The sequence below is a fragment of the Clostridium sp. BSD9I1 genome, assembly GCF_900185645.1.
GTDB lineage: Bacteria > Bacillota > Clostridia > Clostridiales > Clostridiaceae > Clostridium_AK.
Genome location: NZ_FYAM01000027.1, coordinates 350,690 through 363,731, shown reverse-complemented (window position 1 = coordinate 363,731; position 13,042 = coordinate 350,690). Strand labels below are relative to the sequence as shown.

General features: G+C 33.4%; 13 protein-coding genes. 4 read left to right on the top strand and 9 right to left on the bottom strand.

What is annotated here, in order from left to right; all coding sequences use genetic code 11:
* Positions 1–241: 241 nt before the first annotated feature.
* Positions 242–2,707, top strand: a complete 2,466-nt coding sequence (locus BSD9I1_RS18615) for a cell wall-binding repeat-containing protein (protein ID WP_186431588.1) — start codon at positions 242–244, stop codon at positions 2,705–2,707.
* 117 nt (positions 2,708–2,824) lie between these two features.
* Here BSD9I1_RS18615 and BSD9I1_RS18610 read toward each other — a convergent pair whose 3' ends face one another.
* Complete coding sequence (locus tag BSD9I1_RS18610; protein ID WP_242966569.1) at positions 2,825–4,078, bottom strand: Nramp family divalent metal transporter; 1,254 nt, start codon at positions 4,076–4,078, stop codon at positions 2,825–2,827.
* A gap of 248 nt (positions 4,079–4,326) precedes the next feature.
* On the opposite strand from BSD9I1_RS18610, the gene BSD9I1_RS18605 reads away from it, so the two are divergent.
* A complete protein-coding gene (locus BSD9I1_RS18605) occupies positions 4,327–4,794 on the top strand; it encodes a metal-dependent transcriptional regulator (RefSeq protein ID WP_186431587.1) in 468 nt (155 codons plus the stop codon).
* A 153-nt stretch (positions 4,795–4,947) separates the two neighbouring features.
* On the opposite strand, the gene BSD9I1_RS18600 is transcribed toward BSD9I1_RS18605, so the two are convergent.
* The 3 genes from BSD9I1_RS18600 to aroE all read right to left on the bottom strand — a co-directional run bounded on the left by BSD9I1_RS18600 (position 4,948) and on the right by aroE (position 6,786).
* On the bottom strand, positions 4,948–5,448 hold the full coding sequence (locus BSD9I1_RS18600) for a GNAT family N-acetyltransferase (RefSeq protein WP_186431586.1): 501 nt from the start codon (positions 5,446–5,448) through the stop codon (positions 4,948–4,950).
* Between the two features lie 114 nt (positions 5,449–5,562).
* Positions 5,563–5,955, bottom strand: coding sequence for a hypothetical protein (locus tag BSD9I1_RS18595; protein WP_186431585.1), 393 nt, complete (start codon positions 5,953–5,955; stop codon positions 5,563–5,565).
* 27 nt (positions 5,956–5,982) lie between these two features.
* Complete coding sequence (gene aroE / locus BSD9I1_RS18590) at positions 5,983–6,786, bottom strand: shikimate dehydrogenase (RefSeq protein WP_186431584.1); 804 nt, start codon at positions 6,784–6,786, stop codon at positions 5,983–5,985.
* Positions 6,787–7,754: 968 nt separating this feature from the next.
* On the opposite strand from aroE, the gene BSD9I1_RS18585 reads away from it, so the two are divergent.
* A complete protein-coding gene (locus tag BSD9I1_RS18585) occupies positions 7,755–7,943 on the top strand; it encodes a ferredoxin (protein ID WP_186431583.1) in 189 nt (62 codons plus the stop codon).
* Positions 7,944–7,999: 56 nt separating this feature from the next.
* The gene (locus BSD9I1_RS18580; protein ID WP_186431582.1) at positions 8,000–8,341 is read left to right on the top strand and encodes a cupin domain-containing protein; all 342 of its coding nucleotides are present in this window, start codon (positions 8,000–8,002) and stop codon (positions 8,339–8,341) included.
* A gap of 113 nt (positions 8,342–8,454) precedes the next feature.
* On the opposite strand, the gene BSD9I1_RS18575 is transcribed toward BSD9I1_RS18580, so the two are convergent.
* From BSD9I1_RS18575 to BSD9I1_RS18555, 5 genes are all read right to left on the bottom strand, one after another.
* Positions 8,455–9,021: a nitroreductase family protein gene (locus tag BSD9I1_RS18575; RefSeq protein ID WP_186431581.1), complete on the bottom strand. Its 567-nt coding sequence runs from the start codon at positions 9,019–9,021 to the stop codon at positions 8,455–8,457.
* Positions 9,022–9,084: 63 nt separating this feature from the next.
* Positions 9,085–9,792, bottom strand: a complete 708-nt coding sequence (locus BSD9I1_RS18570) for a TMEM165/GDT1 family protein (RefSeq protein ID WP_186431580.1) — start codon at positions 9,790–9,792, stop codon at positions 9,085–9,087.
* 374 nt (positions 9,793–10,166) lie between these two features.
* Entirely contained in the window at positions 10,167–11,156 is a 990-nt protein-coding gene (locus BSD9I1_RS18565; protein WP_186431579.1) for an ABC transporter substrate-binding protein, read from the bottom strand.
* 12 nt (positions 11,157–11,168) lie between these two features.
* Positions 11,169–11,924: an ABC transporter ATP-binding protein gene (locus tag BSD9I1_RS18560; protein WP_186431578.1), complete on the bottom strand. Its 756-nt coding sequence runs from the start codon at positions 11,922–11,924 to the stop codon at positions 11,169–11,171.
* Positions 11,918–12,868 (bottom strand): ABC transporter permease, encoded by a 951-nt coding sequence (locus BSD9I1_RS18555; protein ID WP_186431577.1) that lies wholly within the window; start codon positions 12,866–12,868, stop codon positions 11,918–11,920. Before BSD9I1_RS18555 ends, BSD9I1_RS18560 begins: the two co-directional genes overlap by 7 nt.
* Positions 12,869–13,042: the final 174 nt, after the last annotated feature.

Genomic DNA, 13,042 nt, shown 5'->3' with positions numbered 1-13,042 from the left:
TGACAAGTGGCAAGTTAGAGAAGGACTTTGTGATGCAAAGTCCTTTTTTATATTGTATTTCATAGTTAATTTATACCAAACCTTTTACATATACCATATATTAACTGTTAACTTATTACCAAACCCATGTTATCATTTTATTAAATTAAGTTGCAAGAGAAAAAAACTCACTACTATGAAATTTCTCTTTACTTTTTATTCATCATAAAAAATATTAACAACGAAAGGATTGAATGTAATCGTGACCAAAGGAAAACTCTTAGCTGTTTTAGTGCTTTCTATTTGTACAACTCTTACCTCATCTTACCTTTTATCTACAAATGTCCATGCAGCGACTCCATCCGTAGATAGATTATATGGGCAAGATAGGTACAGCACAAATTTATCAATTATTAAAAAAGGCTGGACTAAATCTTCTTATGCCGTAATTGCAAGTGGAGAGGCATTCCCTGATGCCCTTTGTGCAACTCCTTTAGCCAAAAGTAAAAACGCTCCTATATTTTTAACTTCCAAAAATGGCTTAAGCCTTGATGCTTTAAAATCACTTAAAGATTTAGAGGTTAAAAATGTCTATATCGTTGGTGGTACAGGAGTTGTTTCTCCAAATATTGAAGAGCAATTAAAGACACTTAATATAACTACAACTAGACTCTCTGGAAAGGATCGCTATGAAACTTCGGTGAAAATAGCTGAAATGCTTGGTACAGAAAATGGAATTGCTGTGGCATCCAGTGAAAACTTTCCTGATGCATTAAGCATGGCTCCTATTGCAGCAAAAATGCAAATGCCAATTTTGTTATCTAGCCAAAGCAAATTACCTGACAAAGTAAGCGCCTTTATTAAGGATAAGAATATTCCCGTTTCTTATATTATTGGTGGAACAGGCTCTATAGGCGAAAGTGTACAATCATCATTAACAAATGCTAAAAGACTAAGCGGACTAAATAGATTTGATACTAATATCTCTATACTTAAAGAATTCCAAGGTAAAATTGATTTCACTAATTTGTATGTGGCTTCAGGTAAGAACTTTCCAGATGCCCTATCAGGAAGTGCTTTAGCTGCTTCAAAAGATGCACCAATTGTATTAGTAGACAGCACTCTTCCGCAAATAACAAAATCTTATTTAAGTCTTCAAAGCACTAAAAATATAAGTATCATTGGTGGTACAGGAGCTATTAGTGATTCCTTAAAAAATACAATAAAAGATGAGGTAAAAACTTTTATTATAACTAAAGCAGATGACATTTCAGACATGGCATTTATAGGAGAAGATTATACATTTCCCTCTAATGTGTTAGTAATGTATGATGGTGCACCTAGCAACATATTAAGCTATAGTATAGCTAAAAAACTTGTTCCCGTTAAATGGGAAGAAGACTCTCTGGATACTTCCACTGCTGGAACTCACATTATTTATGGAACTATTGATGGCTGGGACAAGAAGATAAAACTTACCGTAAAAGTTGTTGAAGAAACAGGAAGTGTATATGGAAATCTTACAAACGGTGGACAGCTTGCATATTACAAGGGCAATATTTATTTTACTGCTTATTTTGATAACGATAAGTTATACAAGCTCAGCTATAATGGCACAAACCTAACAAAGATAAGTGACGATAAAATTGACCAAATAAACATAGTACATGATTGGATTTATTATAGAAATTTATCTGATGGGAAAAAAATTTATAAAATGAAATTAGACGGCTCAGAAAAAACACAAATAGTAAATGAATCCATATATAGTCTTCTTGTTGTAGGCGATGATATCTATTACAGCTATGGACAAAGATATAACTCTGCCTTTTATAAATGTAAGGTTGATGGCTCATCTAAAGTTAAGATTGGTGATGAGCTAGCTTCTAAAATGATTGTAGAAGATGGTTACCTATATTATATCAGCCAAATAGATAATCACTTCTTATATAAAATGAACCTTGATGGAACAAATAAAATAAAAATGTTAGATTATGGTGTTGGTATTTTTGATGTTGAAGACGGTTGGATTTACTATGAGAGCCAACGTGATAATCGTATTCATAAGATGACTGCGGATGGCTTAAATGATACCTCACTTAATGCGCGGACATTTGATACTCTTAATGTATATGATGGATGGATTTATTTTTCTGCAGACACTCCTGGTGGTGGTTTACGTAGAGTGCGTACAGATGGCTCTGATTTAACTCAGCTGTCATATAATCTAGCAGATGGAATTACTCCAATGGGTGAATGGATTTTTTATCAGTCTTTTGACCAAGATTCTCAAAACTATACTCTTAGACAAATGAAGTTAGATGAAAGTGTGGATGTACCATTTTTAGGTTCTTATATCCTTGATAAAGAACCCAATGATTCCTTGTTCTTTGCACAGTCTTATACACCTAATGAAAATATAAATTATTCTCCTTTAATCTCCGGTTACTTAAAACCTAAGGATGATGACTTATATAAAGTAACCAATACTAAGCTTCAAAATTTAAATATATTTGTAGATATACCATTGGGACGAGTTCAAACATCAGTATCTATAATGGACAGCAGCGGTAAAATACTTGCTACTTCTCCTGTAGATTTAGATACTGGATCAGCAGGAATTTCAATTGAACTTCCTAAAGGAACTTACTATATTAAATTTTCATCCACAGAAGCCCTAGACTCCCCTGCCCATTATGAAGCCATAGCTTGGTTTGGTGAATGGTAAAAAAGAAAAGTGCCACCCACGTGACAAGTGGCAAGTTAACGTTAAAAATAACTCCTCCCTAAATAAAAAGGTCATGGATAATTCAGTATTAAAACTTATGTTTATCCATGACTTTTTTTATACATTTCCAGTGAAGGTTAAGTATAAAAGCACCACATTCAATGCAATAATTGTTGAAGCAATTGCCCAGCCAACTACCTTTATCCAAGATTTATTTACAAATTCGCCCATGAGTTTTTTATTACTTGTAATAATTATCATAGGTATTATCGCTGCTGGCAGCGCAAAACTTAGACTAGCTTGGCTTATAACTAATGCTTTCATGGGATTTACTCCAGCAAGTATTACAATGGCACCTGGAAGCATTGTTATTATTCTTCTTAAGTTGATAGGAATTTTAAAATCCACAAATCCATCCATAACAGTTTCTCCAGCCATAGCCCCTACTGATGATGAGGAAAATCCTGAAGCAAGCAAAGCAACTGCAAATGCACCACTTGATAGTGATCCTAAAAGTGGCTCAAGAGATCTGTGTGCAACTTCTATTGAATCAACCACCATCCCCCTGCTAAAAAATACTGATGCAGAAATTACTACCATTGCAGCATTTACAATAAATGCGATATTCATAGCTATAACAACATCAATCTTTTCCATGAAAAAGTGCCTTTTCTTTTCTTGTAATGTCATTCCTTCATTACGACTTTGAACAAGCTGAGAATGAAGATATATTACATGAGGCATAACTGTAGCCCCCAGCATACTTACAGCGATTAAGACCGCTTGACCATTTGGCAGCGAAGGAACTAATGTATGAAGAGCTACCTGTGTCCAATCAGGCTTTGCAAGAAATAACTCTATAGTGTATGCACCGCATATTACCGCAATAAGTAAAGTAATAACTATCTCTACAACCCTTTGGCCATACTTTTGTAAGTATGTGATTACAAATGTTACTACAGCAGTTAACACAACAGAATACCCCAAGGGAATCCCAAATAACAAGTAAAAACCTAGTACTGCTCCTATAAATTCAGCCATGGTGGTTGCCATTGCTGCAATTGCTGCTACAATATAAAAAAGCCAATTCACTCTCTTTGAAAATACTTCTTTGCACATTTGAGGTAAATTTTTTCCTGTAGCTATGCCTAGTTTAGCAGACATAACCTGTAAAAATATAGCCATTATGTTACTCCATAAAATAACCCACACAAGACCATAATTAAATATTGACCCTCCAGTGATATTTGCAGCAAAATTTCCTGGGTCCACATAAGCAACGCTCACTATAAACGCAGGTCCTAAAAACTTTAATAACTGCTTAAATCTTTTTATTATATTTAAACTACTATTTGTTCTTACTTTATGCAATTCAAAGCTTGCTGCTTTATCTATTGCCCTTTCATTATCCACGGATATCTCCTCCTATATATTGGTGCAGTTTAGCTAACCATCAAACAGTTACTGAGGATTAAAAGTATTAGCCTTAGCTAACTTTCCTACACTATATAAGTTATGAATATTGATATAAAAAGGTTACATGGTAGTAATTTTTTAATTTATCCCTGCATATAATTTACTGGGAACCTATATAAATTTTATAAAGCTGGTGATGTATTATGGATAACAATGAATTTTATACTTTTAATGAATATATGAAAAAAGAAGAGAATCTCCTTACAGCATCCATGGAAGATTATCTTGAAATGATATACAGACTTTCTATAAACACTGGATTTACAAGAATCCATGAATTATCAGATGCACTAAATGTACAGCCCCCATCTGCTACTAAGATGGTGCAAAAACTCAGTGAATTGAAACTTATAAAATATGAAAAGTATGGATATATAATGCTTGAGGAAAGTGGAAAAAAACTTGGAAAATCATTAATCAAACGTCATAACACCATTGCTGCTCTTCTAAAGGTTTTAGGGGTATCCGAAAAAACAATACTGGCTGAAACCGAAAAAGTTGAGCACACATTAAGTGATAAAACCATTAAATGCTTTGAGGAGTACGTAAATTTTATAAAGGATAATCCTGATGTGATTATTAAATTTAATGAATATAAAAATGCCACCTAAAGGTGCCACCCACGTGGCAAGTGGTAAGTTGGAATAATTTAATTAGATATTAAATACTCAATAAAAGAACCATGGATAATTCAGCTTTAGAAACTGATACCTATCCATGGTTTTCATTTTAAATTCTAGTTAGTATGTTTCCATACATAAAACTTAATCTATGCCAGCTACTTTACTTCTTCTCTCCATTAAAACTACATCATGCCATATCCCCTCACTGGTCTTAGCTATCTTTTCTCTCATTCCTATTTCCCTAAAACCGCACTTTTTATGAAGGGCTATACTTGCACTATTTTTTCTTATAATCGAAGAATACAAAGTCCAAAAACCACTTTCTTCTGATAGTCTAATTAACTGTTCAAAGAGAGCCGTCCCTACACCTTGTCCTTTATATTTTTCTCCTATGTAAATACTAACTTCTACTACTCCTACATAACAGCATCTACCTGAGGTCGGACTCAGTGCTGCCCAACCTAATACATTATCCCCTGAACGTGCAACTAATCTGCATGAATTAATATGACCACTATTCCACTCTTCCCAAGTAGGTGCTTCCGTCTGAAATGTTGCTATCTTTGTCTTTATTCCCTCTAAATAAATATTCTTTACCTGTTCCCAATCAGATGATTTCATTTCTTCAATTTTATATTCCATACACTATCCCCCCATTATTTTTATTAAATTTAATAACAATTTTCATGCTCTGTTTAATTCCCCTCAATTTAGCTCACAGAAAATCTTTTACTACCTCGTCTAATCCGCTTTCCCCTAAGTCCTTTTAGAAAACTCTGTTTTACACCTTGAGCAAGTAATTGTAACTTTTCCCTTTCCCTTTGGTACACGAAGTTTTAATTTACAGTTTGGGCATTTAAAAATACGGTAGGTCTTCATGGATTTTATTTCGTTAGATTTATTTCTAAATTTATAGGATATCTTATTCCACCACTGTAAAAATACCATATTTTCTTTTCGTCGTTTTATAATATCACGAGATAATATTCTAAATAAACATATTCCCCACAAAATATAGCCAATAATCATCAGAGCTTTAATACCTGTAACAGAAACTATTAAAGAAGTTGCCATATAGCCCACTATTAAAGCTATACATATATGATCTACACCATTTCTTCCAATCATGAAATTTCTTAACCACTTCATTTTTTTGCTCCTTTTAAAATCGTATTTTTATTTGAATTCCTCATAAATTTTATCCACAGATTCTTTATTAATTATTACACTATTCCACAACTCCTGTGCCTTTATCGCTTGCCCTACTAACATATATAATCCATTTACACCTTGTATTCCTTGTTCTCTTGCGTATTTTAGCAATAAGGTCTCCTCTGGATTATAAATCAAATCAACAACTGTAGTAAATTTTAAGACATCTTCCTTACTTAAAGGAGAGCTTTCTACATTAGGGTACATTCCCAGTGGAGTACAGTTAATTACTATATCTTGATTATTTAGATACTTAATTTTATTATAATCAATAGCTTTAAATTCCTTACACTTTTTCTTACATTGCTCTTCATTTCTGGTTGCAAAAGTAACTTCATTAACACCATTATCTAATAGGAATTGAAGCACAGCTTGGGAAGCTCCTCCTGACCCCAAAATAACTGCATTTTTTCCTTTTACTTTCACATTAAATTTATCCAGCATCATTCCAAAACCATAATAATCTGTATTATATCCTATGGTTTTTCCATCTTTAAAGCATATTGTATTAATTGCCCCTATGTTCTTGCCTTCTGGTGATATATCATCTAAATATTTTACCATATCAACCTTATAAGGAATGGTCACATTTACTCCTGTTACTTTTAGAGCTTTAAATCCTAAGACTGCATTATGCAGCTCCGCCTTATTCACTTCAAATAAATGATAGTATCCTTCTATATCTAATTCTTTAAATATTAGTGAATGTATTTGCGGCGAAAAACTATGTCCAAGCTTTTCTCCCAATAATCCATATAATTTTTTCAAAATATTAGCCCCCTTTATTATAAAATAGTATATACACAATACCTATCTTTACTATTTTAATTTTTATTTGTTATTATAGCATAATTAAAGGAAATTGCGACGTTTTTAATGTTGAACAGGTCGTATGGAATTTGCATTTAGGAAAGCGTTCGCTACGCAAAAAAACTCTAACATTTCTTCCTTTTAAGGCGTCTAAGCCTTCTAAACTCGCCTACAGCTCAAACAGTAGAAGGCTCTATACGGCGCCTTAAAATCAGAAATAAAGAGCTTTTAATTGCTTGCTCAATGCTTTCTACAATGCAAATTTCATACTTGTGTTCAACATTAAAAATATCGTTCAGGCTCACTGACTGAAGGAAGGAATTTCGTTTTGACGAAATTCCTTTAAATTGACGCTTGCCAAAGGGCTGATAAGCACGCAGACCGATAGGTCGTAAAATGTTAATCATTCTATTTTCGATAAAAACCTTTTGTTATATTATCTTATCTTTAACTTGTAAATTAAATTTCCTCATTTATTTCGTATCAGCTCTTGTAACGTCCGGGCTGACGCCCTAAAAGATCTTTGTGCACTAATTCCTAAAATATTTTAGAAATTCAGTTGGCTGAATTTCTTCCTTCAGCTGTTCACATGAAGAACTTTTTAATGCTCTAGAAGCATAGAACTTTCATCGTAGAAGGCATTGAATGAGCCTTAGAACGGCTTTATTTATAAATTTAAAATACCGTTAAGAGCCGCCTACTGTCTGAGTGATAGCGAGTTTAGGCGGTTTAGGAATTTTAAATTTATAAATATTAGCCGTTCTCGGTGAAATGAACGCCTTCCTAGATGAAAGTTCTATACGACCCAAAGCATTAAAAATATCGTAATACTTCTAGTTTTTGATTTGAATCACATTATTTCCAATGCTAATGATTTACAATTTAAGCATAGGAGATACAAAAATAATTTATAAGGGGTGTTATTTATGAAAGCGTTTGTTGATAAAGATACCTGTATAGGATGCGGATTATGTGCTGGAATGTGTCCGGAAATCTTTGAAATGAAAGATAATGGGAAAGCAGAAGCATTAGAAAATGAAATTTGGGAAACACTAATAGAAAGTGCAAAAGATACTGAAACAAGCTGCCCTGTAAATGCAATAATAATTGAATGATATAAGCTTGCTTAAAGTAAAGTTTTTCACAGAAATTTATTTATGGAGGGATAATTATGAAAATAGAAAAAATATCAGATAAAATGGTGTACTTAGATGAGACTATTACAAAGAGAGTTCTTTTTAATGAAGACAAGGTTCTTAATTTTATTTTAAATCTAAAACCTGGCCAAGAAGTGCCTCCTCATAACCATGAAAATAGCGATCTTATTGTTCATGTGCTTGTAGGTGAAGGAGAAGTTACTGTAGAGGGAACTATGAGTAAGCTTACTGAAGGTGATGTTTTACATTGCGATGGAGCAGCAATGTTTGCTTTAAAAAATACAGGAGATAAAAACATGTCCTGCTTTGTTATTTTAACACCAAACCCATCCACTATATATTCTAAAGAAATATAGAAAAAACGCTAAGCATTTTTTAGCATCCAGTTATTAGTAACCAATGACCAATAAAATGCAGTTTCCTGTTGCAAAACATCTATATTGGCTATTGGTTACTAGCATATTGGTTACTATAAAATCAGCTCATCTAATCCTCTTTTAGGCACATAATGTACTAAGTCTTCATCTCGCCAATATTTAATGTCTCCATTTTCATTCATAGGTTCAATAATCACTTCTTCCTTTGGATAACCTAATGCTAATACAAGTGATATTTCATATTTATCATCTAAATTAAGTGCCTCAGCTAATTTTTTCTTATTAATATTTTTAATGAAACACCCTCCAAGACCTTTTTCAACAGCACCAAGTAAAATGCTTTGGCCTGCTATTCCTTCATCCTGTGGTAAAACAGCACCAAGGGACGTATCACTAACAACTACTAAATACGCACTTGGTCTTTCTCCTTCTTCTGGACCGTCCCAGTCTTTCAAATATCCTGCCCATCCTAAGCAATCATATATCTTATCATTTTTCTCCTTAGTATTTGATATAGCATATTTTAATCCCTGTCTATTAGCACCTGAAGGTGATAACCTAGCCAAATCTACAAGCTCTCTTAAAGTGTCCATTTCAATGGTTTTATCCTCATAAAATCTTCTATAGGATCTATTTTTTAATATAAGTTCTTTAATCAATTTTTACACCTCTCAATCTTATTTCCACTTTTAATTATATGCTTGAATAATTCTGTTATATATTTATTTTATCTCACTTTGTGGATTACTCTTTTCTACTGAAACTATATTAGAAACCTCATCATGATATGCAAATTTAACTCCTGCTAAGTATATAAGTATTGCTGTTATTATAAGATATAAACTTATATACGCTGCGTTTAGCATACTTGCAGGAACTGAGCCATATAGTGTTAAAGTTCCAAAGAACATAAATATTATTCCTGCTATCCACTTTATGTATGCCTCTGGAACATTTTTGCACATCCATGCTCCTCCTATAATTCCTATACTATCTGCAACCATCATACCAACAGTTGTTCCCATAAGTATATAAATTGGTTGTTGATATTGTGCTGAAATAGCTATAGTCATAAGCTGAGTCTTATCCCCCATTTCCGCTAGAAAAAATGCTATAGCTACGGTAACAATCGGACCAAACTTAGCCTTTTTCTCATTTTCATCATCAATTTTATCTCCTCTTAACGTCCAAAGACCAAAGATTAAAAATGATATTGCTGCAACAATTTTTACGGTATCCATTGGAATAAAAGCACTTAAATAACTTCCAACTGCTACAGCAAGAGCATGATTAAAAATAGTAGCAATAAAGACTCCTATAAGTACCTGCTTCGCCTTGTATTTACTTGCCATAGCCATTGCTAGAAGCTGAGTTTTATCACCCATTTCTGCCACAACTACAAATAATAATGCTTTGATAAATGCTGTCATTATTATAACCTCCTTTTTGGATTAAAATATAAAAAATTAAAGACCTTCAGCACAACGCTTATCTTTGTGTTGAAAATCTTTTTTAACATAATTATTACGCTAAAAAAGACCTTCAACACAACGACAAATAAGCCATTGTGCTAAAAGTCTCACTTGACTAAAATAAGCCACGATAAAGCCAGACTCGAAAGCCAGTATGTTGACTTTATCACCCTAATACGGGCAGCTACTCCCTTTTAACATTAAAATTATTTCTTTACTAATTTATTTTCATAGTATCACAAATAAAATAATTAATCAATATTAATAATTTTAGCCATTGTCTATTATTCACTTGCCACTTGCCACGTGGATGGCACTTTAATTTTAACACTTTATTTTATAAAAGTGTCTTCTACAAGCTGATTAACATCTGTTGCCTGATCAAGTATTCCTTGTTTTTTCATAGCATCTAAAGTATTTTTAAAGTCTACCTTTGCCTTTTCTTTATCAGATACAAACTTATAGTCTCCAATTAGTTTACTATTTGCAACTTCATCTCCGCTGCTTACATATTTCTTATCAACGGCCATTTTTCCTGCATCTTCATGATTGTGCTGTACCCATTCATTTGCTTCTTTCCAAGCATCATCAATTGCCTTTGCAATTTCAGGTTTTTCCTGAGCAAGTTTTCCATTTACCCCTAAGAAGCAGCAGTAGCTGTCCTGTGCTCCACTTTCACTATTGTTGTTTCCAAATATCTTTCTAGCCTTCCCTGAAGATACAGCCATAGCTCCATATGGATCCCAAGCTGCAAATGCATCAATATCTCCCTTGTCAAGAGCCTGTTGTAAGTTTGCCTGAGGATATACTCTCCACTCTACGTCAGTTTTTCCATCAATATTATATTTACCAAGTTCAAGAGTTAAAAGCACCTGAGGAACTCCCCCAATAGCATCTATTCCAATTTTCTTACCCTTTAAATCCTTAACAGATTGTATTTTTGAGTCCTTTGATACAACCCCTTGGATACATCCTGTATGTACTCCGTTTGTAAGTTTAATATTAAGTCCCTGCTCTATTGCCTTAAACATTCCTGGAGAAATTTGAGCTCCATCTATTTTTCCTGAAGCAAGTCCTTCCTTAAGAGTTTCAGAGTTTATATTTACAAGTTCTACATCTAAACCATATTTCTTAAAAGTACCATTTTCAACCGCTGCATATAGTGGTGCCTCACAAGTACCGTTATATGTTCCAAGTGTCACCTTTGTAAGTTCACCCTTTGTGTCCTTTGAAGCAGTTTCTTTTGATTTGCTTGAGCATCCTGTGGCAAGCACCGCTGTAATTGATAATACACTAATAATTCTTATAATACCTTTTTTCAAAATTGTTACCTCCTAAAAATTAAGCACTTCTAATATTTCATTTCTAAGCTCCGTAAATTCCTTACCATTTCTTCTTCTTGGTCTAGCCATACTAACATCTATAACCTTTTGAACTCGACCAGGACGTGGGGACATTATTACTATCTTATCGCTTAGATAAATTGCCTCGTCCACATCATGAGTAACCAAAATCATTGTGCTTTTACGTTCTTTCCATATTCTTAGTATTTCATCCTGCATGTACATACGAGTGAAGGCATCCAGTGCTCCTAAAGGTTCATCTAAAAGCAGCACCTTAGGATGATTTACTAAGGCTCTTGCAATAGCTACTCTCTGAGCCATTCCCCCAGATAATTGATGAGGATAGGACTTTTCAAAGCCCTTAAGACCAACAAGATTAATGTATTCTGTTACATCATTCTTTCTTTCCTTATATAATTTCCTAGCCACAAGCCCCGTAGCTACGTTATCACGAACATTAATCCATGGAAACAGCGTAGGATCCTGAAATACTAATCCTCTCTCATAACTTGGACCATTAATTTCATCATTATCCAATAATGTACCTCCATTACTTGGCTTTTGAAGGCCTGCAATTATTCTAAGTAATGTTGACTTTCCACAGCCACTTGGCCCTACAATTGATACGAATTCTCCAGCGTTAAACTCTAAATTAACCTTATCTAAGGCTGTCATTTTATTACCTTCATGGTCTACAAACTCACAACTCAAATTTTCCACTAATATTTTTCCTTCACTCTTTACCATTTTATAAGCCCCCTTTGCCATATCAGTATCCTATCTCTAACCTTAAATAATAGCGTTATAATTGTAGAGAATAATAGGGACATAACAACCAAGCTCGCATAAACCTTCTTATATTCTGCCCATCCTTGAGCCCAGTTAATATACCATCCAAGACCAGCTTTAACTCCTAACATTTCTGCTACTATTAATGTAACAAAGGATGTTCCAAGGCCCATAAACAGTCCTATAAATATATTTGGCAGAGCTGAAGGCAGCGCTACTTTAAATATTAAATACCACTTGTTAGCGCCAAGGGTTTCTGCTACCTCAAAATATGACTTTCTAACATTTGCAATTCCAGAGCTTGTCATAACCGTAACTGGAAACCACACTGTTAGTGCCAGTATAAATATACTAGCAGCAAAGCTTGTAGGAAAAACTGTCATTGCAATTGGAATCCATGCTGTTGCTGGTATTGGCCCTATGACCTTTTGCAGTGGAGAGAGCCAATAGTTTAACTTCTTATTCCAACCTATCATTGTACCTGTTACAAGTCCTAGTGCTGCTCCTACAAAATAACCTAAAGTTAGCATTCTAAGTGAATATAATGCACTTGTTAAAAGCATTTTCCAATCAGTTATCATAGCATCCACTACTTGTCCTGGTGCTGGAAAATATGGTAGTGGTAATATCCTTGTTTTAGCTGTTAACACTTCCATTAATGATAATATAAAAATTGCCACCGTAATTAATGGTGCCTTTTCCTTTAAATTATGTAAAAGCTTTTTGTTTTTCAATGAAATAAGTATTAATAATAAAAATATTATTGCAAATGTACAAATAAAAGGAACCCAGTAAACTGTTCTATATGCCTGTATTTTATTAGGGACAAATTTACTAATAAGCATTGCAATAGCTGAAGCTACTAATGGTAAAAAAATCTTAAAATTAAGCCTACTCTTCATTTCAACACCTCCAGGTTGTTATAGTATTCATATATAAATACTAGGTTTAACTATTAATTAATACATCTCAATTTCATTGAGATGCTTTATTTTGTAATTTATATAATTTTATTATTTTACTTTAAATTGACGTCATCTTTGTAACTATTCCTATAGGTTTACTTAGTTTTATTA